This is a genomic window from Nautilia abyssi, from assembly GCF_055388085.1.
The window spans coordinates 413,358-437,460 of sequence record NZ_AP042376.1 but is presented as its reverse complement, the minus strand read 5'-3'; the positions used below and the strand labels follow the sequence as shown (position 1 = coordinate 437,460).

24 protein-coding genes are annotated in these 24,103 nt (G+C 35.8%); 7 read left to right on the top strand and 17 right to left on the bottom strand.

Features of this window, described 5'->3' with window-relative positions; all coding sequences use genetic code 11:
- Positions 1 to 26 precede the first annotated feature (26 nt).
- Genes ACZ5EP_RS02225 through ACZ5EP_RS02215 form a run of 3 tightly spaced genes read right to left on the bottom strand, consistent with a single transcriptional unit; the run spans position 27 to position 3,331 of the window.
- Positions 27 to 917 (bottom strand): hypothetical protein, encoded by an 891-nt coding sequence (locus tag ACZ5EP_RS02225; protein ID WP_127680562.1) that lies wholly within the window; start codon positions 915 to 917, stop codon positions 27 to 29.
- On the bottom strand, positions 910 to 2,460 hold the full coding sequence (locus tag ACZ5EP_RS02220) for an AAA family ATPase (RefSeq protein WP_464509254.1): 1,551 nt from the start codon (positions 2,458 to 2,460) through the stop codon (positions 910 to 912). The genes ACZ5EP_RS02225 and ACZ5EP_RS02220 overlap by 8 nt, the downstream gene beginning before the upstream one ends.
- A 43-nt stretch (positions 2,461 to 2,503) precedes the next feature.
- Positions 2,504 to 3,331 (bottom strand): NAD(+)/NADH kinase, encoded by an 828-nt coding sequence (locus tag ACZ5EP_RS02215; RefSeq protein WP_127680566.1) that lies wholly within the window; start codon positions 3,329 to 3,331, stop codon positions 2,504 to 2,506.
- A 118-nt stretch (positions 3,332 to 3,449) separates the two neighbouring features.
- Between ACZ5EP_RS02215 and ACZ5EP_RS02210 the strand changes: the two genes are divergently transcribed.
- A complete protein-coding gene (locus ACZ5EP_RS02210; RefSeq protein ID WP_127680568.1) occupies positions 3,450 to 3,947 on the top strand; it encodes a bacterioferritin in 498 nt (165 codons plus the stop codon).
- Here ACZ5EP_RS02210 and ACZ5EP_RS02205 read toward each other — a convergent pair.
- Entirely contained in the window at positions 3,931 to 4,524 is a 594-nt protein-coding gene (locus ACZ5EP_RS02205; RefSeq protein ID WP_127680570.1) for a CHAD domain-containing protein, read from the bottom strand. The genes ACZ5EP_RS02210 and ACZ5EP_RS02205 overlap by 17 nt on opposite strands.
- Positions 4,512 to 5,615, bottom strand: coding sequence for a mechanosensitive ion channel family protein (locus tag ACZ5EP_RS02200; protein WP_127680572.1), 1,104 nt, complete (start codon positions 5,613 to 5,615; stop codon positions 4,512 to 4,514). The genes ACZ5EP_RS02205 and ACZ5EP_RS02200 overlap by 13 nt, the downstream gene beginning before the upstream one ends.
- Positions 5,616 to 5,676: 61 nt before the next feature.
- Between ACZ5EP_RS02200 and aspS the strand changes: the two genes are divergently transcribed.
- From aspS to ACZ5EP_RS02170, 6 genes are all read left to right on the top strand, one after another.
- Positions 5,677 to 7,443, top strand: a complete 1,767-nt coding sequence (aspS, locus tag ACZ5EP_RS02195; RefSeq protein WP_464509253.1) for an aspartate--tRNA ligase — start codon at positions 5,677 to 5,679, stop codon at positions 7,441 to 7,443.
- On the top strand, positions 7,436 to 7,705 hold the full coding sequence (locus ACZ5EP_RS02190; protein ID WP_127680576.1) for a FeoA family protein: 270 nt from the start codon (positions 7,436 to 7,438) through the stop codon (positions 7,703 to 7,705). Before aspS ends, ACZ5EP_RS02190 begins: the two co-directional genes overlap by 8 nt.
- A 106-nt stretch (positions 7,706 to 7,811) precedes the next feature.
- Positions 7,812 to 8,390: an adenylate kinase gene (locus tag ACZ5EP_RS02185; protein WP_127680578.1), complete on the top strand. Its 579-nt coding sequence runs from the start codon at positions 7,812 to 7,814 to the stop codon at positions 8,388 to 8,390.
- Positions 8,390 to 9,127: a competence/damage-inducible protein A gene (locus ACZ5EP_RS02180; protein ID WP_464509252.1), complete on the top strand. Its 738-nt coding sequence runs from the start codon at positions 8,390 to 8,392 to the stop codon at positions 9,125 to 9,127. Before ACZ5EP_RS02185 ends, ACZ5EP_RS02180 begins: the two co-directional genes overlap by 1 nt.
- A complete protein-coding gene (locus ACZ5EP_RS02175) occupies positions 9,108 to 10,280 on the top strand; it encodes a GGDEF domain-containing response regulator (protein WP_464509251.1) in 1,173 nt (390 codons plus the stop codon). The genes ACZ5EP_RS02180 and ACZ5EP_RS02175 overlap by 20 nt, the downstream gene beginning before the upstream one ends.
- A complete protein-coding gene (locus ACZ5EP_RS02170; RefSeq protein ID WP_464509250.1) occupies positions 10,281 to 10,736 on the top strand; it encodes an adenylate kinase in 456 nt (151 codons plus the stop codon).
- Between the two features lie 190 nt (positions 10,737 to 10,926).
- Here ACZ5EP_RS02170 and ACZ5EP_RS02165 read toward each other — a convergent pair whose 3' ends face one another.
- The 12 genes from ACZ5EP_RS02165 to ACZ5EP_RS02110 form a co-directional block, all read right to left on the bottom strand.
- Complete coding sequence (locus ACZ5EP_RS02165) at positions 10,927 to 11,790, bottom strand: CoB--CoM heterodisulfide reductase iron-sulfur subunit B family protein (RefSeq protein ID WP_127680586.1); 864 nt, start codon at positions 11,788 to 11,790, stop codon at positions 10,927 to 10,929.
- A 1-nt stretch (position 11,791) separates the two neighbouring features.
- Positions 11,792 to 12,760 carry a succinate dehydrogenase/fumarate reductase iron-sulfur subunit gene (locus tag ACZ5EP_RS02160; protein ID WP_127680588.1) on the bottom strand — a complete coding sequence of 323 codons (969 nt, stop codon included), beginning with the start codon at positions 12,758 to 12,760 and terminating at the stop codon, positions 11,792 to 11,794.
- Between the two features lie 9 nt (positions 12,761 to 12,769).
- Positions 12,770 to 14,476, bottom strand: coding sequence for an FAD-dependent oxidoreductase (locus ACZ5EP_RS02155; RefSeq protein WP_464509249.1), 1,707 nt, complete (start codon positions 14,474 to 14,476; stop codon positions 12,770 to 12,772).
- A gap of 1 nt (position 14,477) precedes the next feature.
- Positions 14,478 to 15,899, bottom strand: coding sequence for an FAD-dependent oxidoreductase (locus ACZ5EP_RS02150; protein WP_464509248.1), 1,422 nt, complete (start codon positions 15,897 to 15,899; stop codon positions 14,478 to 14,480).
- A 2-nt stretch (positions 15,900 to 15,901) separates the two neighbouring features.
- Positions 15,902 to 16,237, bottom strand: a complete 336-nt coding sequence (locus ACZ5EP_RS02145; protein WP_464509247.1) for a hydrogenase maturation nickel metallochaperone HypA/HybF — start codon at positions 16,235 to 16,237, stop codon at positions 15,902 to 15,904.
- Positions 16,230 to 16,748 carry a 4Fe-4S dicluster domain-containing protein gene (locus tag ACZ5EP_RS02140; protein ID WP_464509246.1) on the bottom strand — a complete coding sequence of 173 codons (519 nt, stop codon included), beginning with the start codon at positions 16,746 to 16,748 and terminating at the stop codon, positions 16,230 to 16,232. Before ACZ5EP_RS02140 ends, ACZ5EP_RS02145 begins: the two co-directional genes overlap by 8 nt.
- 79 nt (positions 16,749 to 16,827) lie before the next feature.
- Positions 16,828 to 17,907 (bottom strand): hydrogenase large subunit, encoded by a 1,080-nt coding sequence (locus ACZ5EP_RS02135; RefSeq protein ID WP_127680598.1) that lies wholly within the window; start codon positions 17,905 to 17,907, stop codon positions 16,828 to 16,830.
- Positions 17,897 to 18,415 (bottom strand): NADH-quinone oxidoreductase subunit C, encoded by a 519-nt coding sequence (locus ACZ5EP_RS02130; RefSeq protein WP_464509245.1) that lies wholly within the window; start codon positions 18,413 to 18,415, stop codon positions 17,897 to 17,899. The genes ACZ5EP_RS02135 and ACZ5EP_RS02130 overlap by 11 nt, the downstream gene beginning before the upstream one ends.
- Positions 18,412 to 18,915, bottom strand: coding sequence for a 4Fe-4S binding protein (locus ACZ5EP_RS02125; RefSeq protein WP_464509244.1), 504 nt, complete (start codon positions 18,913 to 18,915; stop codon positions 18,412 to 18,414). Before ACZ5EP_RS02125 ends, ACZ5EP_RS02130 begins: the two co-directional genes overlap by 4 nt.
- Positions 18,912 to 19,340 carry an NADH-quinone oxidoreductase subunit B family protein gene (locus ACZ5EP_RS02120; RefSeq protein WP_127680604.1) on the bottom strand — a complete coding sequence of 143 codons (429 nt, stop codon included), beginning with the start codon at positions 19,338 to 19,340 and terminating at the stop codon, positions 18,912 to 18,914. The genes ACZ5EP_RS02125 and ACZ5EP_RS02120 overlap by 4 nt, the downstream gene beginning before the upstream one ends.
- The gene (locus ACZ5EP_RS02115) at positions 19,337 to 20,296 is read right to left on the bottom strand and encodes a respiratory chain complex I subunit 1 family protein (protein WP_127680606.1); all 960 of its coding nucleotides are present in this window, start codon (positions 20,294 to 20,296) and stop codon (positions 19,337 to 19,339) included. The genes ACZ5EP_RS02120 and ACZ5EP_RS02115 overlap by 4 nt, the downstream gene beginning before the upstream one ends.
- Complete coding sequence (locus ACZ5EP_RS02110; protein WP_464509243.1) at positions 20,286 to 23,771, bottom strand: complex I subunit 5 family protein; 3,486 nt, start codon at positions 23,769 to 23,771, stop codon at positions 20,286 to 20,288. Before ACZ5EP_RS02110 ends, ACZ5EP_RS02115 begins: the two co-directional genes overlap by 11 nt.
- Between the last annotated feature and the right edge of the window lie 332 nt (positions 23,772 to 24,103).

Genomic DNA, 24,103 nt, shown 5'->3' with positions numbered 1-24,103 from the left:
TGAAAATTATTCTTGTTTTTCTAAAATTAAGAAGAAAGTCTTTGTCTTAAAAACTTAACTTCTTCTAAAATCCCCTCTTCCGGTAAATTCATTTCTATGAAGTTTAGCATTCTGTTTACGATATTTTCAATACCTTTTGATTTTTTAATATCTTCCATTTCTTCATCTATTCTTTCAAGTACAGCTAATATAAAAGGAATGTTTTTTATTTCTCTTTTTAAAATAACTTCCAAATTTGGATATTTTTCATCAAATACAAATGCAAATTTCTGTTTTTGTTTATTTAGCTCTTCTTTTTCAAAATCAATTACCTTATTTTTTATTAAAGAATATTCAATATAATGTTTGTTTTTATAACTCGGCCTGATACGCAGTTCGTCAAATATTTTTTTTGCTTTTTCAATACTTAAAGCGTTAAATTCGTCCGTATCAAAAACAACCTTGTAAATTTCAATTTCTGTAAATTCGCCGGTTTGTGAATTGAAAAAAGGTATCTTATGCAAAGCCCTTATCTCTTTTAACTGTTTTTCATCTATTATTCCAATGATTTTATTATCAAGCAGTGTAAAAAACGGTGATATTTTATTTATTAAAAAACCTAAAATGAATTTTTTCTTTTCTTCGCTCACATCGGCATCTACAATTACTAAAAACCCGCTGTTTATGTTTTTTGCAATTTCTATAAAACTGGTATATTTTAACGCATTATTTTCATCATAAAATTTCTCGATATGTACATTTTCAAGATTTGAAATTATTTTAAGAAGCTTCTTTTTAAATTCGCTTTTTTTTGATTTTTCTATTTTACACTCTTTACACAAAGAAGTAATAAGCTCTTTTGTTTCCGAATTTTTCTGTTTGATATTAAGCAGTTCCGTTTCAAGCTCTTTTATTTTTTGTAAAAGTATATTAACCATTTTCATCCTTTAAAAGTTCTTTGGCATATTCTACGGCTTTTTGCGATTTTTCAATTCCCCCTATTATTCTGGCAACTTCCTGAACTCTCTCATCAAAAGTAAGTTCTTTTACGATACTTTTGCCTTCTTTTTTTTCAACAAGAAAATGCTTATTCGCTTTACTTGCAAGCTGTGGCTGATGCGATATGGCAAAGATCTGATATTTACTTGACAGATATTTAAGCACTTCGGCTACGCTCATACTTTCTTCACCGCTTAAATTTGCATCTATTTCATCTAAAAAAAGAGTTTTTTCATTATCCTCATATTCAAGCATACTCGCAAGCAGCGCAACTCTGAGTCTGTTAAATTCTCCTGTTGAAATTGTATTTATATCTATATCGTTTACTATTATTTCCACTTTATCTTTTCCCAGCGAATTTAATTCAGTTTCATTAAAAACAATATCCGCTTTAGGCATATACAGTTTTTCAAGATAATAATTAAGCTTATTCTTAAGCTCTTCGGCGGATTTTTTTCTTTTTGCGGAAATTTTTCCGGCTAAAAGCAGCAGCTCTCTTTCATAATTCAAAATACTGTTTTCCAGCTCTTCTTTCTGAAAACTGAGATTTTCAAGTTCGTTGAGTTCTTTTTTCTTTTTCTCATAAGCCTGAAGACACTCATCAATACTGCCGTATCTTCTTATAAGCTCCTGCAGATTTGAAAGCCTTTCAAGAACTTCTTCTATATCAACATTTTCTAGATACTCGGCTTTTTCCTGAGCTTTATCTATTGCAATTCTCAGTTCATTCATTGCGTTTGAAAAAAATTCGCTCTCAACCCCGCTCATTTCAAGCAATTCATAAACACCGTGTTCAAAATCAAATATTCTTTCAACTTCAAAAATTTTTTCTTTTATTTTTTCAACTTTGCTTAAATCTTTTTTGATTTGCATAAGTTCTTCAAATTCCCCGGGTTTAGGATCAATCTGTTCTATTTTTTCCAATTCGAATTTTAAAAACTCTTTTTTTTCTTCTGCCTCTTTTTCTAAAGATTTCAAAGTTTCAAGTTCTTTTTTGTTTTTCATATATTTATAAAAAAGTTCTCTGTATTCTTTAATCAGCGTTTTATAATTTTTATCTTTGATCATTTTATCTAATACACTTATAATATTTTCGTTTTCAAACTCTTTTATTTCTCTTAAAGAAAGATAATTTATAAAAATATCAGCAATCTCTTTGACCGTTTTTTTACTTACGGCCTGATTGTTTATAAAAAACCTGTTTTTATTTTTTTTAATCTGTTTAAAAATTAAAACGTCGTCATTTTCAAGCCCGTACTTTTCTAAATCAACATCATTATCAACGACTGCTTCCCCAAGTTTCGCATTTAAATCAAAATACCCGAATATAGACAGAATACCTCTCATTAAAACAGATTTACCCGCTCCGCTTGGACCGGTGAAAACGATAAGACCTTTACTAAACTCAAGCTCGACTTCATTAAACTCAAGCTCAACCTCATCAAACGTTACGTATTCTTTAAGATACACCCTTTCAATCATTAAAAATCCTCCAGCTTTTCACTTTTAACTTTTCACTTTTCATTTACTTTCCGTCTCCCCAGTTAAGTTTTTCCCTTAATACTTCAAAATAATTCCTCTCGGTTCTGTGAATTAGTTTTGCAGGATTGGATGCTTTTTTAATTTTTATTTTACCCTTCATATCAAAAATTTCCTGTCCGTCTATTATAAGTTTGGCATTGTTGTTTTCGACTTCTAATTCTATTTCAAAATGGCTGGGAAGTATAAGAGGCCTTTGCGTCAATGAATGCGGACAGATAGGAGTCAATATAAAACCTTCGGTCAAAGGATAAACCACAGGTCCTCCGGCGCTGAGATTATATGCGGTGCTTCCCGTAGGAGTAGATATAATAAGACCGTCACCGTAATATCTGTTAAGATGGGACTCATTTGTATCTACGTTTATATGAATCATAGATGATATTATGTCTTTACTTATCACAACATCGTTAAATGCATACAGTTTTGTATCCAGATAGTTTACTTCTATAACCATTCTTTCATCAACCCTGTATTCTCCTTTTAAAAATTTATCCAAAAACGCTTCAATATTGTCTGGATTGATATCGGTCAAAAATCCGAGTTTGCCTGCATTTATTCCCAAAATCGGCTTATCGAACTTATAACTTCTCCTCGCAACCGAAATAAGAGTGCCGTCACCTCCTAAAGTTACAAGAAAATCAACACTCTGGCACATTTTTTCAAAATCCATTCCGAGTATGCCTATCAGTTTTGCGGAAACCATATCAATATAAACTTCTATACCTTTTTTTTCAAAAATTTCTTTTATTTTAAAATAGAGATGTTTTAAATTATCGTCAACCACCGGTTTTAATACAAATCCCGCTTTCAAAGCATGCCTTTTTTTTCTCTAATTATACCAATTTATAAGTATGATTATTTTTAATTATATATTGGAAAAAAATTATTATTTAATAAATTTATGCTATAATAAGAAAAAAGGAATTAACATGGACAAAAAAAAATCAATTGAACTATTAAATAAAGCCGTAGCTGAAGAACTGAGCGCAATACACCAGTATATGTATTTTCATTTTATTCTGGATGATCTGGGATATGACCTGCTTGCAGGAATATTTAAAAAAACCGCAATAGACGAAATGCTGCATACCGAAAGATTCGCTGAAAGAATTCTCTTTTTAGGTGGGGAAATCGAGATGAAACCGGCTCATGAAGTCGAACATATAAGAGAACCGCATAAAATGCTCGAATGGGCTATGAAAAGCGAAGAGGAGGCAATGGAAATGTATAATGATTTTGCCGTTGAATGCACTCAGGCAAGAGATGCCGGAACTAAACAGATTTTCGAATCCATCATTGCCGATGAAGAAAGACATTTCGAAGGATTTGAACAGGAATTTGACAATCTTGAAAAATTCGGCGACAGATATCTGGCACAACAGGCGATGGAAAGAAGCAAAAGAATGGGAATTAGCGCGGCAGAATAGAAAGAATTTCTTTTCTGGCCTTTTCCGCTTTTATTATAAATTTTCTCTTTTTAATATATGCATAAAGAAAGTTTTTATTCATTTTTTTGCATATTTTTTCGCATTTGTAATAATCATGGGCTTTGCCCAACATATCCTGTATCTTTTTAAATTCTTTTTCATATTTTTTGTTTGTATATCTGCACGCCTTAATTTTCAGTCTCAGTTTATGAAGCTGTTTGTCGTTTTTTATTAAAAAACTCTTTTTTAATATTTCTTTACATGTATCCAAGTCGGTTTTAACGGGTTTTTCTGCTTTTATTTCGTTGAATTTTACGGTTTTAAGAACTTTTAAAAATTTTTTATTTAGTTTTTTTCTTCTTTTTTTTAATATTTTAAAAATCTTTTTACTCTTGCAAATTTTGAGCATAACATCCGTATCTCTAAGCTTTGAAGATTTTTTTAATATTTTTTCGCAGCCTTCATCGCTCAGTCCATCTTTTAGTAAAAAAGAGAGCTTTTTCCTGCACTCGATTCTTAAATTATGCAGATTTTTTTCATTTTGTTTTTTAATATACTTTTTAATTATTCTTTCCATAGATTATCCCTGCTGTCGTGAAATATAACAGATGTAGGATAAGCAAGTTCAAGTTTTGAATTTTTAATAATCTCCAGTACTTTATACAGCACGTCCTGTTTTACTTTCAGCCATTTCTCCCAGTCCACCGTAATTGAAAAGGCATAAACAAGTATATTCATAGAATAATCGTCAAATTCGTCAAGATATACCAAAAGTGTTTTTCTTACACCGTATTTGTCTTCAATGGAAAAAAGTGTGTTTTTCATCATTTTTTTTCTAAGCTGAAAAGCTATCTTTTTATCGGTAACGATTTGAGGATGATGTTCAAGCATCGTTCTGATTTCCTGAATAACTCTGTTTAGCTCTTTGGTATCGGTAGTGTATTTGATTTTAATCCAAAATTTTATACGTCTTCCGATTATTCTTCTTGACCAGTTTTTAATCCACTGATTAGCCAAAACGGAATTAGGAATCGTTATAAGGGAATTGTCAAACGTTCTTATCTGGGTTGCAGTCAGCCCTATTTCGGTAACGAACCCTTCAAAATCTTTAGTCTCAATCCAGTCTCCCTGGTGAAATGCGTCTTCACTTACCAGCCGGATAGAGTCAAAAAAATTGCTCAGTGTATCTTTGGCGGCAAGACCTACGATTACACCGCCGATACCCAAGGAAGTGACTATTGCTGTAAGATTAACACCCAAATGAGACAGAATCATTACGAAAACCACAATAACAAGCAACACTTTCGTAAGGTTTATTACAAGCAAAAACAGCTCCCGCCTCACATTGGCTTTTTGGGCAAGCTTTATAGAAATAATCGTATATACGATGTATTTAAATACTTCGTAAAAAGCCCATGCAATCAGAAAAAGATTAATATAAAAAGCGGCATTTTCATAAGCAATGTTAAATTTTTTAAGCCAAAACGTCAAAACATTAAAATTTAAAAGCACTAACAGAGGAATACCGATCTTATTTACGCGGGAATAAAAAAGCCGGAAAGAAAGTTTTTTTCTGTTTTTAAAAAGAAAAATTTTCAGTTTTTTACTTAACACCGGATACATAAAATCCAATAATAATACAAAAACCGTAAGTATTATTTCCTTCATTTTTATCCTTTGCAAAAATTATAGCACATTTTGGTATAATTGCGCCTAAAAAAGGAATTTAATGAGAACTCATTATTGCGCCGAAGTTAATGAAAACCTTGTTGGTCAGAAAGTTGAGCTTGTAGGATGGGTAAACTCTCACAGGGACCACGGTGGAGTTATATTCATCGACCTTAGAGACAAAAGCGGGATTGTACAGGTGGTAGCAGATCCGGCAGACAGTACAAAAGCACACAAAGTTGCGGAAGAGATTAAAGACGAATATGTTTTAAAAGTAAAAGGACTGGTTAGATTAAGAGGCGAAGGCCTTGAAAACCCTAAACTGAAAACAGGAAAAATCGAAGTGGTAGCCGAAGAAATTATCATAGAAAACAAAAGCGAAGTTTTACCTTTCCAAATCGGTGACAAAAGCGTAAACGAAGAGCTTAGACTTAAATACAGATATTTAGACCTGAGAGACCCGAACAGTTTAAATACTTTCATTTTAAGAAGCAAAGTCACAAAAGCAATAAGAGACTATTTTGATTCAAACGGATTTATAGACGTCGAAACACCTATTCTTACTAAATCCACTCCTGAAGGTGCAAGGGATTATCTGGTACCGAGCAGAATCCATCCGGGCGAATTTTACGCACTTCCTCAGTCTCCTCAGCTTTTTAAACAGATTTTAATGGTTGCGGGATTTGACAGATATTACCAAATCGCGAAATGTTTCAGGGATGAAGACCTCAGAGCAGACAGACAGCCTGAATTTACACAGGTGGACGTTGAGATGAGCTTTGTTGAAGAAGATGACGTAATCGCAGCAATCGAAGGTATGATTAAAGAAGCTTTCAAAGTGGCAGGCGTTGAGGTGTCTCTTCCGATTCCAAGAATGACTTACGCCGAAGCTATGGAGAAATACGGAAGCGACAAACCTGATTTAAGATTCGACCTTCCTATGGTAGACGTAATAGACGAATTTATCGATTCAAACAACGAAATTTTCAGCACTATTGCTAAAGATAAGAAAAATAACAGATTTAAAGCGCTTAAAGTTCCGGGCGGAGATAATTTCTACAGCAGAAAAATGCTAAAAGAACTTGAAAACTATGTCAGAAAATTCGGCGCAAAAGGTCTTGCATACATTCAGGTAAAAGAAGAAGAGCTTAAAGGTCCTATCGTTAAATTTATGAGCGAAGAATCTCTAAACAAAATGATAGACAAACTAAAACCTGAAACAGGTGACATTATATTCTTCGGTGCGGGTGATAAGAAAACAGTTCTCGATTACATGGGAAGACTAAGAGTAAGAATAGCAAACGACATGGGATTAATCGACGAAAACGAATATAAATTTACATGGGTTGTAGATTTCCCTATGTTCGAAAAAGATGATAACGGCAACCCTACTCCGCTTCACCATCCGTTTACTATGCCGGATATGGATACATGGGATGAAGAAGATTTCGAAAATATCCAGTCTATTGCATACGACCTTGTTCTTAACGGTTATGAAATCGGAGGGGGAAGTATCAGGATCCATAAAGAGGAAATTCAGGAAAAAGTATTCAAAATGCTTGGAATTGATGAAATGGAAGCTCGTGAAAAATTCGGCTTCCTGCTTGATGCACTTAAATTCGGTGCACCTCCTCACGGAGGTTTTGCTTTAGGGCTTGACAGGGTTATTATGCTTATGACAAAAACTGACAACATCAGAGACGTAATAGCATTCCCTAAAACACAAAAAGCACAGTGTCTTTTAACAGGTGCTCCCGGTGAAGTCGACAAAACACAGCTTAAAGAGCTTCATATCAGAGTAAAAAAACCAAAAGCGGAAAATGAATAAAAAAATAAGCGAAGTTACAAATTTAACTCTGGCAAATTTAAAAAAAGGTGACGTGTTTAAAATTGTAGGATTCGATAAATCATGCGGTAATTTTAAACACAGACTCAGCGACCTGGGAATCAGTAAAGGTCAAATAGGGCAAATAATAAACAAATCTCTTTTCGGCCCTATTGAAGTTGATATAGAAGGAAGAAAACTGGCTCTCGGACGCGGAATGACCAAAAAAATTTATGTTAAAAAATTTGAATGTCCGATATTGTGATTGTTGATGGTTGATAGTTAGTGGTTAATAGTTGAGAGTTGATAGTTAACGGTGAATGGCTGATGGCTGGTGGTATAATATAATAAAAAAAAACAAAGGAGAGATAATGAAAAAACTGTTTTTAATAATCGGAGCACCTGGAAGCGGTAAAACTACTGATGCGGAACTTATAGCTGAAAGAAACGCTGATAAAATCGTTCACTATTCTACAGGTGATTTACTAAGAGCGGAAGTGGCAAGCGGCAGCGAACTAGGAAAAACAATAAAAAGCTATATTGACAACGGAAATCTCGTACCTCTTGAAATCGTAATCAACACAATTAAAAGCGCAATTGAAAAAGCGCCTAAAGATATCGTTTTAATAGACGGTTTCCCAAGAAGCGTTGAACAGATGAAAGCGCTTGACGAAATGCTTAAAAACTCTAAAGACATAGAACTTGTAAGCGTTATAGAAGTTGAAGTAAGCGAAGACGTTGCAAGAGAGAGAGTTTTAGGAAGAGCCAGAGGGGCTGACGACAATGTCGAAGTATTCAATAACAGAATGAAAGTGTTTTTAGAACCGTTAAAAGAAATCGAAGATTTCTATACGTCTCAAGGCAAACTTATTAAAATCAACGGTGAAAGAACCATTGAAGAAATAGTTGACGAAATGGAACAGGTAATAAAAGAAAAAGCCGGAATTTAATGAAAATTTTTCAGGTAATAATCGGTACCGAAATATTAAACGGCAGGAGAGAAGATAAACATTTCAAATTTTTAAGAGACGCCCTCTTACAAAGAGGCTATGAACTTTTTTCCTCTTTTACCGTAAAAGACGATCCAAACCTGCTTGAAAATATTTTTTCTTTAATAAAAAACACCTCTGATTCTATGCTTTTCTGCTATGGAGGCATAGGCGCAACGCCTGATGATTTTACCAGAAAAACTGCGGCAAAAATTTTTACAGACAATAAAATGGAATATAATAAAGATTTCGTTAATATCATTGACCGAAAATTTACTAATGAAGACAATAGCAAAAAATATCTTTTAGCATACTGGCCAAAAGATGCAAAACCTTTATGGAACAATCCTGTTAACGGATTTCCTGGTTTTAATATCAAAAACAGATATTTTTTTATGCCTGGATTTCCTCAAATGGCCCATCCTATGACAAAAGAAGCCATTGAAAAATTTTTACCAAAAAAAGAAATTAAGAAACGCTATACATTAATTGCTTATGCAAAAGAAAGCGAAATGCTTGATATTATGAAAAAAATTCCAAAAGAAGTAGAATTTTCTACACTGCCGAAACTGGATTATACCAGTGAAATTTCATTTGCAGGAGAAAATGCAAAAGAAATTTATGAATGGTTTATGCTAAAATTAAAAGAAAACAACATCAAATACAAAGAGGCGACAAATGAAGATCAAACCAAATGATTATTTAAAAAAACTGACCTGTCTGTATGTTGAAGACGATGACAGTGTCAGAGAAAGTTTCTTGGTAATTTTAAATAAAATATTTAAAGAGGTTTATATAGCAAAAAACGGAAAAGAAGGGCTGGAATTATATAAAAAACACAATCCTGACATCATTCTGTCCGATATTAAAATGCCGCAGATGGACGGACTTGAAATGGCTAAAGAAATAAAATCAATAAACCCTGACGCATATATAATATTACTGACGGCATTCACCGATATAGAGTTTTTAAAACAGGCTATCGATTTAGGCGTTGAAGGATATATCACAAAGCCTGTAGATAAAAAAAAGCTGTATCAAAAACTAAACTTTTTAGCTGAAATTATTAAACATAAAAAAGAAGCGGAAGAAAATCTGCAGCTCTTGAATAAAATCTTTGAAGAACAGACTGATGCCGTTATACTCGCAAAAGACAATGACATTAAATTAAAAAACTCTACTTTTATCAGTGAATTCGGAGATTATAAAACCCTTGACGATCTGGAAGAAAATTTAAAAATTGATCTTATATTTGATGAAAAACCCTCAATTGTAAATATTGAACTCGACAATAAAGTCAAAACCTACGAAATTTCTTATAAAAACGCCGATAAAAACCATAAAATCATTACTTTCAAAAACATTTCAGAAATAAACAAAAAAATATATACAGACGAACTTACAAAAGCATATAACAGAAAATATCTAAAAGAGCTTCTTCCGAAACTTATAAATAAAAAAGTCTGTTTTATTATACTTGATATTGACAATTTTAAACAGATAAACGATAAAAACGGCCATTTGGTTGGTGATATCGTTTTACAGATTTTAGCTGAAATCATAAAAGAAAATCTAAGAAAAGACGACATTTTCATCAGATGGGGAGGTGAAGAGTTTTTAATAATACCAAACAATGTTGAAGACATTAATACTGCAGAAAAAATTGCTGAAAACTTAAGAGAAAAAATAGAACACAGCAATTTTATGGAAGTTGATAAAGTTACCTGCAGTTTTGGAGTTTCATGCAAACAGATCTCTTCTCAGGATGACATAAAGTCACTGTTCAAAAAAGCTGACAGCGCTTTGTATCTTGCTAAACAGCACGGAAAAAATCAAGTAAAGGTTATTTAAATGATATATTACACATTAATTGCAGTAAGCATAATAATTACGGCTTTTGCAATATATAATTTAGTTAAAATTTCTAAAATTGAAAAAAATATGAATAATTATCTATTCGCAATTACAAGCGAAAGAGGATACTATATTGGCGCGGTGCTGTTTTCACTGGCCTTAATGGTAATCACTGCTTTTCAAGCAATCCCGTATGTTTTTGATATAAGAGTATTTAGTATCGTATTCTTTTTCTTTTCAATGTTTTTGCTCTCTTTATCACATCTGATATATCACAATGCAGTCATAAAAAAATGCAGTGATTACAAAGAGTTTTTCAAAGATTTTGAAATAAATTTCGATAATAAGTGTGAAAAACTTATGCTAAAACACATCTACTCTAAAGAAAAAGATATAGAAAAAATGAAAGATATCTTTAAAAGAAACAGGCATTTATGCAAGGAAAAAAAATAAACTTGATTTTTCTTTTTTGCATTCATTATAAAAATGAATGTTTTAATATAATATAAATATTAATTTAAACTAATTAAAAAAACATTATAAATCAACAATCATATACACATATATAGCATACAGTGACAGACACTTAATAAATGTATTAAAACGAATTATAAACAAGGAGAAAAATTTTCTCCTCTTATTTTTAAACCTCAACAGGCGTTACGTGATGATGTAATCCCAGTTCTTTAGGCTCTATTCCAAAAGCAAGCCCTATAAGCTGCGGCAAATGCAGCACAGGCATATTAAATTCTTTATTGGCTTCTTTTGCAGCCGCTTTTTGTTTTACGTCAAGATTTAAGTGACATAAAGGACATGGAGTCACCATCATTTCGGCACCGCTTTCGCTAGCGTCTATTAAAGCGCTTGCTGTAAGTTTTTCGCTCACAGGAGTGTTTTGCAAATCAACGTGAAAACCGCAGCATTTTGTTTTCATCGCATAATCCACAGGTTCTCCCAGCAATACTTTTATCAGACTTTCAATTGCATTCGGTTTAAACGGATTTTCATTTAAATTTGCCCCGTCATGCGTTTTCGAAGGTCTTATAATATGACATCCGTAAAAAGGGGCAACTTTTAAATTAAGAGGTTTTTTTACATGTTTTGAAATCTCTTCAAGACCCACATCTTCCAGAATCGCATATAAAAAATGCTGAATTTTTGATTCACCGGTATATTTGTATCCTACTTCCGCAAGTTTTTCATTAACTTTGGCTTTAACTTCTTCATCACTGTCAAGCTTTTGTTTAGTGTTTTCAAGCATTAGCTGACATGTATTACAAAGCGTCACGAGTTTAAGCCCTCTTTTTTCCGCAAGGCAGATGTTTCTGGCATTCAGCACAAGTGATAAAAATTCGTCAAAATCCTGAAGATGGCTGGCCCCGCAGCAGCTGGCTTCATTTAATATTTCTATTTCTATACCAAGTACTTTTGCAACGGCAAGTGTGGATTTTAAAAGTTCCGGTGTCGATTCTTTTGCCGTACATCCCGTATATAGTGCATATTTCATATTAATCCTTTAACTCGTGAGTTTGAGATATTTCGATAAGTTTTTGTATCTCATCAAGACCTTCACTTTTCGGCATTTGCCAAGGCAGTTTAATTTTGCCTTTCATGAACATTGAAATTGCTTCAGGCATATGACGCACAACATTTGCACCCTCGCTGTAAAGTACAAGCATTCCCTCATCGAGAATTCCGTGTTTTTTAATAGAATGCACAAATCCTTCAGCATGTTTGGTAGCAACGTTTCTTTTAGCCACTCCCTCTTCAAATACCTGGTTATGAAGATGTGTGATTTTCGTAAACGGATCGACTCCTTTAGGACACACTTCTATACATCCCTGGCATTTTACGCAGTCCCATATTCCGATTCCGAGTTTATCAACAAGTTCAAGTCTTTCTTTTTTAGCCTGATCTCTTACATCAGCCGTAAATCTGTATGTTTTTGCAAGAGCCTGAGGACCTAAGAAATCTTTATTAGCCCTGATACTTTCACACGTATAATAACAGCATCCACATGCAATACAGTAATCCGCCTCTTCAATTAACTCTAAAAGAGCCGGTTTTATAAGATTTTCACTTTCAGGATGTTCGTCTATTTCGGCAATCAAATACGGTTTTACTTTTGCGTTTTTATCCCAGAAATCTTTTTTATCTATCACAAGGTCTTTTATTACTTTTTCTTTGTTTTTGGTTAACGGCTCTACAATTAAAGTGCTGCCGAACATCTCAACGGCTTCTTTTATACTTGTCTTACACGCAAGAACGTTTTTACCGTTGAGTTTAACGGCACAGCTTCCGCATATACCGTGTCTGCAGCTTCTTCTGTAGCTAAGGCTTCCGTCAATTTCCCATTTTATCTGATTAAGAGCGTCAAGTAAAACTCCGTCGTCTTTCAGTTCAAGTTCATACTTTTCATAATGAGGTTTATCATCTGTTTCCGGATTATATCTATATACTTTAAACGTTACTTTCATCTTTAATCCTTAATATTTTCTTTCTTGAGGCTCGAATTTAGTAATTTTTACTGGAGCGTATTCAACTTCAACCTCATCATCTTTTAAATATGCAAAAGTATGTTTTAAAAACTGTTCGTCGTCTCTCTTAGGATAATCTTCCCTGTAATGCGCTCCGCGAGATTCTTTTCTGTTAATGGCGCCTTCAACTATAAACATCGCATAATCAAGCATATGGCCAAGTTCTATTGCTTCTTGAAGGTCCGTATTGTAAAGTTTGCCTTTGTCGTCTAGCTTGATATTTTTATATCTTTTTCTTAATTCTTTAAGTTTTTCTTTTGCTTCAAGCATTGTAGCTTCTTCTCTGAAAACACCTACTTTTGTGCTCATGGTTTCCTGAAGCTCGTTTCTTATATGAGAAACTTTTTCTTCCCCGTTTGAATTTAAAAGCCCCTTAACTTCATTTAGCATGGTTTCGGCTTCTTTTGCGTTTGCTTCTCTTAACTCAATTTTATCCAAATCGTTAAGAATAGACTGTCCCGTCCATCTTCCGTAGAAAAGTGCTTCAAGAAGAGAGTTTGCTCCGAGTCTGTTTGCCCCGTGAACGCTTACACACGCACACTCGCCCGCAGCATACAGACCTTCGGTAAGTTCTGTAGCAGATTTTTTAACGTGTCCGTTAATGTCGACTGGAATTCCTCCCATAGAATAATGCGCCGTAGCCGCAATTAAAATCGGCTCTTTAACCATATCCCGTCCTAAAAACGTTAATGCCAAATCTCTTAATTCAGGCAGTCTTTCGTTGATTTTTTTCTCCCCTAAATGTGTTAGATCAAGATATACCGCAAAAGGGTCCTCTTTTGCACCCCTTCCTTCGATTATCTCTTTCATAATCGCACGGCTTACCACGTCACGGGGAGCCAGTTCCATTTTTTCAGGAGCGTATTTTTCCATAAAACGCTCACCTTTGGAATTAAAGAGCCTTCCGCCTTCTCCTCTGGCCGCTTCACTCATCAAAATTCCGCTTCCGGCAAGCCCTGTCGGGTGAAACTGTACGAATTCCATATCTTCAAGAGGAATACCGCGTCTGGCTAAAATTGACAGACCGTCTCCGGTATTTGCGTGAGCATTTGAATTTACCTTAAACGCCCTTGCGTATCCTCCAGTTGCAAACATTACCGCTTTTGCGTTAAATATGGCGGGAGTCAGATCTCTTAAGTTATAAGCAACGACTCCGTACGCCTTTCCGTCTTCATATAACACATCGGCTACATACCATTCATCAAGCATTAAAACATCTTCTCTCACACACTGTTCATACATGGTCTGTAAAAGAGTAAGTCCCGTTCTGTCTTTTGCAAAGCAAGCTCTCGGTCTACTCTGCCCACCAAACGGCCTTTGGGCTATTCTTCCGTCTTCACGTCTGCTGAACACCGCACCCATTCTTTCAATCCATCTGATTGTCTCAGGCGCTTTTTCGCACATAAGCTCAACCGCGTCCTGATCGGCAAGATAATCGCTACCTTTAACCGTATCGAATTTATGAAGTTCCACATCGTCATCATCCGCGAGCGCCGCGTTAATACCGCCCTGCGCCGCACCGGAATGTGAACGCAGTGGATGAAGCTTGGTAAGCACGGTAACACTTTTACCGGCTTTAACGAGTTCTCTTGCGGCGGCAAGACCCGCAAGTCCCGCACCTACAATTACTACGTCGCTTTTATATACTGCTACCATATTAATCCTTTAATCCCAAATCCTCTAAAATTGCATATGCCGCGTCTCTTCCGTCTCTTGCAGCCGTTACAACGAGATCCGCGCCTCTTACCGCGTCTCCGCCGGCATATACTTTCGGATTTGTGGTTTGATATCTTTCATTTACTTTCGGACATCCCCATTTGTCGGTTTCGATACCCGCATGCTCGTACCAAGCAAATTTTACGTTATCAAAACCAAGGGCTAATATAATTATATCACAAGGAATTTCAAAATCACTCCCTTCTACAACCTGAACTCTTCTTCTGCCGCTACTATCAGGCTCCCCTAGTTCGGTTTTTTGACAGATTATTCCCACAACATTGTTGTTTTCGTCAACTTTTACGGCTTTTGGAGCAGTATAAAACATAAAATTAACACCCTCTTCTTTTGCATTAATCACTTCTTTTTTGCTTCCGGGCATATTTGCCTCATCTCTTCTGTATACACAAGTAACTTTTTTAGCACCGCTTCTTACAGACGTTCTTACGGCATCCATTGCACTGTCGCCGCCGCCTAGAACAACGACTTTTTTGTCTTTTAATATACATTCGTCAAAATCTTTGAATACTCTTTTTTGTGCATGAGTGAGCACATCCATTACGTGATACACTCCGTTTGCGTCTTCGTTTTCCATCCTCGCACCCCTGCCGCTAGGAGCGCCCACACCTATAAATACGGCATCAAAATCGTCAACAAGTTTTTCAAAATCCTCTTCCGTTAAAATAGGAGTGTTCAAATGAAGTTTAAGTCCGGCGTCTTCCATCCATTTAAATCTTCTGAATATTACGTCTTTATGAAGTTTGAAATTCGGAATACCGTACGTTAAAAGCCCTCCGGGTCTGTCTGATTTTTCAAATATTTCCACATTGGCCCCTCCTCTTAAAAGATAAGTCGCACAGCTCATTCCTGCAGGCCCGCTTCCGATTACGGCAACTCTTTTTTTTCTTTTTTTATCTTCTCCGTAATAAGGTTTAAGCCCCTGTTTAAATCCTTCTTCGCTTATAAACACTTCAATTGCGCCTATTGCAACGCTGCCGTGTTCCGTTTTAGCGATAGTACACGCACCCTGGCACAGACTGTCATGAGGACAGACTCTTCCCATTACCTCAGGAAAAGGAGACGTTTCATTACTTAATTCAAACGCTTTTTTAAGATTTCCTTTTTTTACTTCCCTTATCCACTGTGGAATATAGTTGTTTAAAGGACACCCTGTTCTGCAAAAATTAAATTCACTTTCAAGCCCTCTTAACACGTCAACAGGACAGGTAATACATCTTTTTGCCTGTTCTGTCGCTTCTTCGGTGTTGAATTCATGATAAATAGGATCAAAATCCTTTACTCTTTCTTTTGCATCTCTTTTTCTCTGTATTTTTTTAGGAATTCTTGTGTAATCTTTTTTCATTTTCACTCCTTCACTTCTATATATTCTATATGCATCTCTTCTCCGGCGATAATTTTTGTTTTTTCGCTGCCGCATACGGGACAGTGAAAATCAAAACCTTTAATGTCACTTTCATTTCCGCAGCCGAAACATTTAATTCTTACATCTACTTCTATAATTTCCATTTCAGCTGTTTCGCAAACAGTTCCTTCTTTGAAAAAGTCGAAGCTTTCTTTTAAAAAATGAGGTTCAATACCGCTCATTTTCCCAATTTTCACTACAAGTTTGGTAACTTCTTTACCTTTACTGACTTCTTCGACTATTTTCATCATAGACTGTACGACGGATAACTCATGCATTTTGATTTAATCTCTCAAATGCCTCGTTTTGTTTTCTGGCCTTGTATTCCGTATAGTCTATAAGGCTCAAAGCATCCGTAGGACAAACGTTTACACACGCCTGTTCACCCTCAGTTCCTCCGCATAAATCACATTTAAGAGCTACCAGTCCCGTTACGTTGGTAGATTCGCTAGGAGCCATTACAATCGCTCCGAACGGACACACCATTGCACAGCTTCTGCACCCTATACAGTCTTCTTCATAAATTTTTACATAATTATTTTCATATTTGATAATATCTATAGGACACGCATTCACACACGGCGCGTCTTCACACTGCATACACTGCATAGGTGCCGTAAGATTCGCATGTTTTATTACTGTGTTTCTATGAATAAGATCAATCCCTTTAAGCCCCATATCATATGCTTCTTCAAGACTCACTCCCATATGGCTTGCCGCACACGCAAGCTCGCAGTTGAGACATCCTATACACTTTGTAGCGTCTGCAAATATAAATTTATTAGCCATTTATTCTCCTTTTATATTATTTCTGCTTCACAACTTACCCACTTATCTACTTATCCACTTATCTACTTCAAAACTCACCTTATCTTTCAGTACATGAAATACACGGGTCTATACTGTTAAATATTACAGCCACGTCAGTCAGTTTATTACCCGGAATCATAACCCTGAGAGCCTCCCAATTCATATAAGTAGGAACTCTCCATCTCATTCTTTCCGGTTTTTGAGAGCCGTCGGTTTTTAGATAATAAATAAGTTCACCTCTAGGGGCTTCGCTTCTTGTAACCGCTTCGCCTGCAGGAATATGAGGTCTCTTTTGAGTAACGACAGGGCCTTCAGGCAGATTAGTTATAGCAACTCTCACCAGTCTTATTGATTCTTTTACTTCTCTCCATCTTACTTTTGTTCTTGCATGAACGTCACCGTCTTCTTCAAGCATTACGTTTACTTTCAGTTCGTCATATGCCGCATACGGCGCTTTATCCCTTACATCGTTATTTACTCCGCTGCCTCTTGCAGTAGGGCCTGTAACACCGAGTCTCAAAGCGTCTTCTTTAGGAAGAACACCTACACCGACCGTTCTGGCTCTTACGATTTTATTGTTGAAATAAATATCAATAAGCTCATCAACCTGCGGTTCGAGTTCGTCAAGTCTTCTTAAGATATATTCAATCTGTCCTTCATCCAAATCATATTTAACACCGCTTAAAGTATTGGCGCTCATATCCATTCTGTTGCCCCAGATAGACTCTTTAATATCCTGCATAATTTCCCTGGCTTCCATTGTCTGGGTCATAAGAGAATGATGTCCCACAAGATGTGCCAGCATTGAAAGGTTAAACATATGCGATGCTATTCTTTTTACTTCGTCCGCTACGACTCTTAAATAGTTTGCTCTTTTGCTTACTTCAATCCCTGCTATTTTTTCCACAGCCATAACATATGTAAAAGGATGGTTGTTCGAACAAAGAGAGCATACCCTTTCAGTTAAAATAAGATTTTGAAAAAAGTTTTTCTGCATTGCAAGGTATTCTATACCCCTGTGAACAAAACCGTTTATCATATCTACGTTTTCAACCGTTTCACCTTTCAGGTCGATTTTAAAATATATAGGCTCTTCAAGACCGATATGAAACGGACCAATAGGAATCTTAGTTTTCATCATTATGCCTTTCACTTTCAATTTTTTCCCACATACAGCAGGTTGCCGCTCCGTTCATCGCCTGAGAAAGCGGCATATATTCGCCTAAAATCCCCTCGGCTATACTTTCGTCAAGGAACAGTCTTTTTGGATTAGGATGTCCTATTAGCTCTATTCCGAACATTTCTTTAAACTCTCTTTCAGTCCAGTTTGCGGAATCTAAAATAGGCGTAATAGAATCAACTTTATTATCAAACAGTTCTACTTCAACGTTTAAAAGCATTCCGTCTATATCCAGATGATATACAAGCACGTGATGGTCGTCTTTTTTATATGCGCTTATAATTACGCATCTTCCTCCGAAATCTTTTACAAGCTGCGCAACGTGCAGTATGTCTTTTCTGTTATGAAGTTTCAGCCAAAGCTGAATGTTTCCTTTTTCATCAACCTCTTCTCTTAATTCATAATTACCGGGTTCGAGTCTTTCTTTTATTTCCGCTTTTACTTTTCTTTTTAACGTTTCTTTCATTGATGCAACCTTTCAAAAGCTTCTTTTTGTCTGCACTTAGGACATAGTGTTAAAAATCTATTAATACTGTCGTTTACTTTAGGATATGCTCTTTCAAGCAGTTCATAGCTTGGCGCCATAAAATATTCTCCGCATTTTTCACATTTTACTTCAGGCACCGTAGCTACCGTAATAAATTTAAATTTCTCCTCTTCCGTGTTTGCAGTATGAAAATCATTGCTCAGTTTTATTGCCCCGGTAGGACAGAAAAATTCGCAGTTCCCGCAGTAACAGCATGTGTTGTACCATGTCGTATGTACGTATACGTTATCGTTTTTTGTTATATGTATCGCACCGGAAGGACACACTTCCTCACATGTCCCGCAGGCGGTGCAGGCTTTCGCGTCTACGCTTAATTTACCTCTTAATTTATCCGGTATAAATGTAGGCCCAAACGGATAAGGGTCTGTTGTCGGACCTTTTAATAGATTTCTTATAGCAATTTTTAAAAATCCGCTCATTTTTGACCCCTTATTCTTTGTTTCCAGATTTCAAGCGCTTTGGCGACACCGTCAATTATAGCCTGCGGTCTGGGCGGACATCCCGGAACGTTTACGTCTACTCTTACATATTTGTCAAGCGGTCCTTCAATAGCATATGAATCTCTGAATATACCGCAGCTTGTAGGACACGTTCCCACAGCCACTACAACAAAAGGATTAGGAAGTTCATCCAAAACTTCAAGCAGATAAGGCTTGCTTCTGGCTGTAATTGGACCGGTAACAAGTAAAATATCAGCATGTTTAGGGCTTCCTGTATATCTGCATCCAAGTCTTTCAACGTCATACCTAGGAATCATAGCCGTTGTGGCCAGTTCCACGTCACATCCGTTACAGCTCCCCGTATTTATTCTGAATAAAAAGGGACTTCTGGTTATAATACTCATATTAATCCTTTAACAGAAAGAATTACTAAAACAAGTGATGTAAATGCCAACACTACAGGCACTTTAATTAAAAATTTAAATTCCTGGTCCGCTCTGAAAGATGCCAAAGAGGCATGTGCCAACGCTATAAATCCGACAAGGAAAAGCGTTTTAACAACAAACCACAATAAATTAATAACGACATCTCCCCCTATTACGCTCGGGAAAAAGAATATCTGAAACACTATGCTTAAAACAACGATTTTTAACGCATCGGTAATTTCAAAAAGAGCAAGAGGAGCTCCGCTGTATTCGATTAAATAACCTTCCATAATATCAGCGTGGTTATGGTGCGCAACTTCAAAAGGAGGCACTTCTAAAGTAGCCAGAACAAATATTAAAAACGCAATAAACGCAGGCCAAAGTTTCCAGTCAAAAAGGAAATAGCCGTGCTGCATCTGGTAATCCATTATTTTTTTAAGAGAAAATTCACCGCTTCCGTGTCCGACATATATTGCCAATGTAAGACCTATAATAATAAATACAAACTCGTAAACAAGCATAAGTTTCAGCTCCCTACTTACACTGATAGCCGCATAAGGAGAGCTTGATGCACCACCTCCCAGAATATGGGAAATAGCCGGAAGCGCCATAAAGTAAATAAGTATAATTAAATCGTAATCACCCTTTACGCCTTCGTATACACCGGGAACCGGTAAAAAGTAAACAAGAACAAGCATTCCCGAAAATCCGAAAAGCGGCGCAAATTTAAATACAAAATCCTTTGCGTCTTTAGGTATAAGCGTTTCTTTATTTAACAGTTTTATAATATCGATTATATTCTGATAAAAAACCGGACCTACACGTCCTTGAAACCTTGCAACCAAAATTCTTTCTATACTGATAAGTATAAGACCTAAAAACACCGCAAAAAGTCCTCCCGGAAAAACAAAAAAGTTTATTAAATTAGCGTTCAACGTAACCTCCTTTTAAACCGAATATTCTTTTGGTTACTCTAATAATAGAAGAGATAAGCACTATTAACGGCTCGTAATAGTTTTGTGAATGCAGATGAATTTCGCTTTCGCTCAAATCTCTGACTCCGGAGAGGAATATATGCGTATTTCTTTCTTTTCTGCCAAAATACATAATTAACGATCCGCCTATAATAATGGCTATTATCAGATAAACTGACAGGTCTGCCATATTTAGCGTATCGGCTCCGATACTTACAGAAGCCAAAGTATATGAAATTGGATTAAATCCGAATCCTTCAAGCACCATGTTTATAGGTTTAAGCATTATTGAAGGGAAAATACCTAAAAGAATATTTAAAACAGCAAGTATTCCCATAGGAACCGCCATATACAAATCGACCCTGCTGACATTCATAAATCTTTTTTCAACTTTACCGAAATACGCCGAATGCAGGAATTTAACGAACACAAGCAAAATCATAATACTTCCGAGAAGCGTCATGACGGCCAGGAATACATACCCTTTTTGTAAAAGAGCGTGATAAATCATCCATTTTGAAACGAAACCGCTGTATAAAGGCACACCGGCTGTTGAAAACACAGCTACAAGGAACGTCAAAAACGTAATAGGCATTTTTCTTGCAAGCCCTCCGATTTCGTCAAGGTTGTCAATTCCGGTTTTATAGAAAATCGCTCCCGCACTTAAGAAAAGCAGATCTTTAAAGAACATATGATTTACAAGATGTAAAAGTCCTCCCGCCAAACCGTCGTTAGTCAGAAGAGACACACCGGCTATGATATATCCTATCTCGGCAACCGTTAAGAAAATAAGAAGTCTTTTCATAGAGTTAGTAAGCAGTCCGAAAGCCGCTCCCATCAAGATAGTAACAACACCCACAGTTGCAGCTATATGCCCGATTACGCCAATACTTGCGAGTCTTATTGCAACAGCTCCTGCAATTATGAAATAAAACATCTTAACAAGCATAAAAGGACCTGTTTTTAACATTGTGGAAGAAATATATCCGCTTATCGGAGTCGGTGCCGGTTTAGGGTGCATTTGATAATCTATTCTTATCGGAAGCTGTGCCGCTTTGGCAAGGAAACCGATTGTAAGCAGACTGATGGCAAATATAACCTCATGTGTTAAAGGAATTGTTTTAAATACCAGACAGCTGTTTCCGTATTTTAATATTACGGACAGTCCTATCATAAGTATTCCCGCACCGGCAAAATTATATACGAGATATTTGCTGGCTTCCCTTATCGAATAATCGTCTTCTTCATGCACAAGTGCGATATACAGAGCCCATCCGCCCATAATTTCCCAGAAAAAGAACATATTATAAATGTTTTTAGCCAGCGCCACTCCTAAAATCCCTACTATCATAACCATAAAATTAGCAAAGAATCTGTTTGGTTTATGAGAGTGGTCCATATACTGTATTGCATAAGTAAAATTAAGTACGGCCATAAACAGTACTAGCCCGGCAAAAAACACACCGAAACTGAATTTATGAGTGAAAATTTCAAGAAGCGCTATAAACGAAAAACTTGCCGCCAATATACCTGCGTTTTTACTTGTTTTACCGAAGAAAAACACCACAATAGCGCCCAATGTCATAATTATTACGCTTAAAGGCAGATTTAACACGAAATCAGGAGTGTTTACGTTTAACGCCAGAGTCTGATAAATAGCCGAACTGATGAAACTTAACACTTCTTTCGGAAACACACCTAAAAGGAAAGACACGAACGCCAGTAAATAGACAACCCAGAGTTTAAGTCCCCCTACTTTTTTAAATTCTCTGACAGGGTTTAATAAAAAGATAAATCTGAACACCCTGAGCATACCTATAAACCCGATAACCGCACCTATAATCAATCCAAACGCAACAAGATAATTGTCGCTTTGCATACTTGCGTTTATCATTAAAAATTTAGAATTGAAATTCCCAAAAGGAGGAAATGCACTTATTGCAAAAACGCCTACACCGAGAGGAAACGCCAAAAGAGGCATTTTTTTACCGATACCTTTTAAATCGTCAAGGTTTCTGCTACCTGCGCTCATAATTAAAAGACCGGCGCTTAAAAACAACAGGTCTTTTACCACCGCATGGTTGATTATATGATAAAGAGCGCCGCTGAGAGCAAGAGAGCTCATCAGTCCCAGCACAGTAACTATTTCACCGATTTGACCGATTGTGGAATACGCAAACAGTCTTTTAATGTCTTTTTCAAAAAGAGTTTTAATTTCACCGTAAAAAAGAGTCACAAGACCGATACCTATTAACAAATAAGAAAAAATCTGTGAATTGAAGTTAAATACGTATATTAATGTAATAATTCCAAAAATACCCGCTTTTGTTAAAATACCTGAAAGAGGCGCGGAAATACTGCTTGGAGCTTCCGGATGCGCTGCCGGCAGCCATTTATGAAGAGGCACAATACCAGCTTTTACACCGAAACCTAGAAGCATAAGTATTCCGATATTTAAAGAAACGGCGGAAACGTCAGTAAAATACTCCATACCGTTCGCATAAAAATCAGAAAATGCAAGCTGCAACAGATATGCACCGCCGATACACATTACAAAATATATTTTTGCAGCACTAATCGCCGCATCTTCCCTGCTGTGCATAATTAAAAGATAAGAAGAAATCGTCATAAGCTCCCAGAAAAGATAAAAACTTTCAAAACTGTCGCTAAGAGCAACTTCTATTAAAGCAATTGAAAGTACGGCTAAAGCCGAATAATAGAATTTTTTATGTTTTTGTATATAATCGAATGAATATAAAAATACAATAAATGCAATAAAAGCAAATATTAATGCAAAAATACCTCTGATTCCGCTGAAATCAAACCCGAAACTCAAAGTAAACGGTTTAATGTTTCCGAATAATTTAGGTATGATCAAATAAACCTGAGGCAGTACAAACACCGCAATACCCGCTAATGTAAAAATACCTACAGGCAGCAGATTTGTGATTTTTGCAGTTTTTTCACCTTTTTTAAATACAATAGTTTCAAAAAGGGACATTAAATAAACTGCCTGAACGATATTGATTACAACAATCATATACCCAAGCTCAAACATCCCCGCACTTGAAAAAGCATTTAGAATTAACTGTTTAGAAGTAATTAAAGACACTCCCAAACTGCCGAATATCGCAAAACCGAACACTACACCGCTCCAGCCGAATCCTACACCGGCAAGATCGCTTAATTTTTCGCTTTTTGCAAAAGCAAAAAATTCAAACAGCATCAAAAACGCCAAAATTCTGAATACCGTCTGATATTCAATATGCAGTACCGCAGCGCTTAATGCGCTGTTTGAAATAATTGCGACTCCCAGATAAAACAGCTCAGCAATACTTGCAACAACAAACGACTTTTTAACATTTTCTTTGTTTGTTAAAGCAAATATTTTGAGTGCGAGAATCACAAGGAGAAATAAAAACACAATATTTTCCACTCTCACTCCTTTAAAATGATTAATCATTCATATTTTAAAACGAATTTAAATGAAAATTAAGAGAATGTGCAGATATAATTAAATTTAATGAATGAGTGTTTATTTTTTACACATAAAAAGACAAAAAAAGTTTTTTTATCCATTGACTGCAGTCAATGAAGCAAAAAACGTGCTATAATAAAATTATAAGTAAAAACCAAAGGCTTAACATGTCTTTTAAAAACCTCTCTATATCCAAAAAAATCCACTACCCTCTAATAGCCGCTATTATAATCGGTATCGTCATTATGATAATAATCAGTTATAACTCCACGCAGAATATTAAAAAAGAA

Excerpts from the sequence above, each read along its gene's own strand:
- ACZ5EP_RS02225 (WP_127680562.1), bottom strand. The coding sequence starts at position 917 with ATGGTTAATATACTTTTACAAAAAATAAAAGAGCTTGAAACGGAACTG.
- ACZ5EP_RS02220 (WP_464509254.1), bottom strand. The coding sequence starts at position 2,460 with ATGATTGAAAGGGTGTATCTTAAAGAATACGTAACGTTTGATGAGGTT.
- ACZ5EP_RS02210 (WP_127680568.1), top strand. The coding sequence starts at position 3,450 with ATGGACAAAAAAAAATCAATTGAACTATTAAATAAAGCCGTAGCTGAA.
- ACZ5EP_RS02205 (WP_127680570.1), bottom strand. The coding sequence starts at position 4,524 with ATGGAAAGAATAATTAAAAAGTATATTAAAAAACAAAATGAAAAAAAT.
- ACZ5EP_RS02200 (WP_127680572.1), bottom strand. The coding sequence starts at position 5,615 with ATGAAGGAAATAATACTTACGGTTTTTGTATTATTATTGGATTTTATG.
- aspS (WP_464509253.1), top strand. The coding sequence starts at position 5,677 with ATGAGAACTCATTATTGCGCCGAAGTTAATGAAAACCTTGTTGGTCAG.
- ACZ5EP_RS02190 (WP_127680576.1), top strand. The coding sequence starts at position 7,436 with ATGAATAAAAAAATAAGCGAAGTTACAAATTTAACTCTGGCAAATTTA.
- ACZ5EP_RS02185 (WP_127680578.1), top strand. The coding sequence starts at position 7,812 with ATGAAAAAACTGTTTTTAATAATCGGAGCACCTGGAAGCGGTAAAACT.
- ACZ5EP_RS02180 (WP_464509252.1), top strand. The coding sequence starts at position 8,390 with ATGAAAATTTTTCAGGTAATAATCGGTACCGAAATATTAAACGGCAGG.
- ACZ5EP_RS02175 (WP_464509251.1), top strand. The coding sequence starts at position 9,108 with ATGAAGATCAAACCAAATGATTATTTAAAAAAACTGACCTGTCTGTAT.
- ACZ5EP_RS02170 (WP_464509250.1), top strand. The coding sequence starts at position 10,281 with ATGATATATTACACATTAATTGCAGTAAGCATAATAATTACGGCTTTT.
- ACZ5EP_RS02165 (WP_127680586.1), bottom strand. The coding sequence starts at position 11,790 with ATGAAATATGCACTATATACGGGATGTACGGCAAAAGAATCGACACCG.
- ACZ5EP_RS02160 (WP_127680588.1), bottom strand. The coding sequence starts at position 12,760 with ATGAAAGTAACGTTTAAAGTATATAGATATAATCCGGAAACAGATGAT.
- ACZ5EP_RS02155 (WP_464509249.1), bottom strand. The coding sequence starts at position 14,476 with ATGGTAGCAGTATATAAAAGCGACGTAGTAATTGTAGGTGCGGGACTT.
- ACZ5EP_RS02150 (WP_464509248.1), bottom strand. The coding sequence starts at position 15,899 with ATGAAAAAAGATTACACAAGAATTCCTAAAAAAATACAGAGAAAAAGA.
- ACZ5EP_RS02145 (WP_464509247.1), bottom strand. The coding sequence starts at position 16,237 with ATGCATGAGTTATCCGTCGTACAGTCTATGATGAAAATAGTCGAAGAA.
- ACZ5EP_RS02140 (WP_464509246.1), bottom strand. The coding sequence starts at position 16,748 with ATGGCTAATAAATTTATATTTGCAGACGCTACAAAGTGTATAGGATGT.
- ACZ5EP_RS02135 (WP_127680598.1), bottom strand. The coding sequence starts at position 17,907 with ATGAAAACTAAGATTCCTATTGGTCCGTTTCATATCGGTCTTGAAGAG.
- ACZ5EP_RS02130 (WP_464509245.1), bottom strand. The coding sequence starts at position 18,415 with ATGAAAGAAACGTTAAAAAGAAAAGTAAAAGCGGAAATAAAAGAAAGA.
- ACZ5EP_RS02125 (WP_464509244.1), bottom strand. The coding sequence starts at position 18,915 with ATGAGCGGATTTTTAAAAATTGCTATAAGAAATCTATTAAAAGGTCCG.
- ACZ5EP_RS02120 (WP_127680604.1), bottom strand. The coding sequence starts at position 19,340 with ATGAGTATTATAACCAGAAGTCCCTTTTTATTCAGAATAAATACGGGG.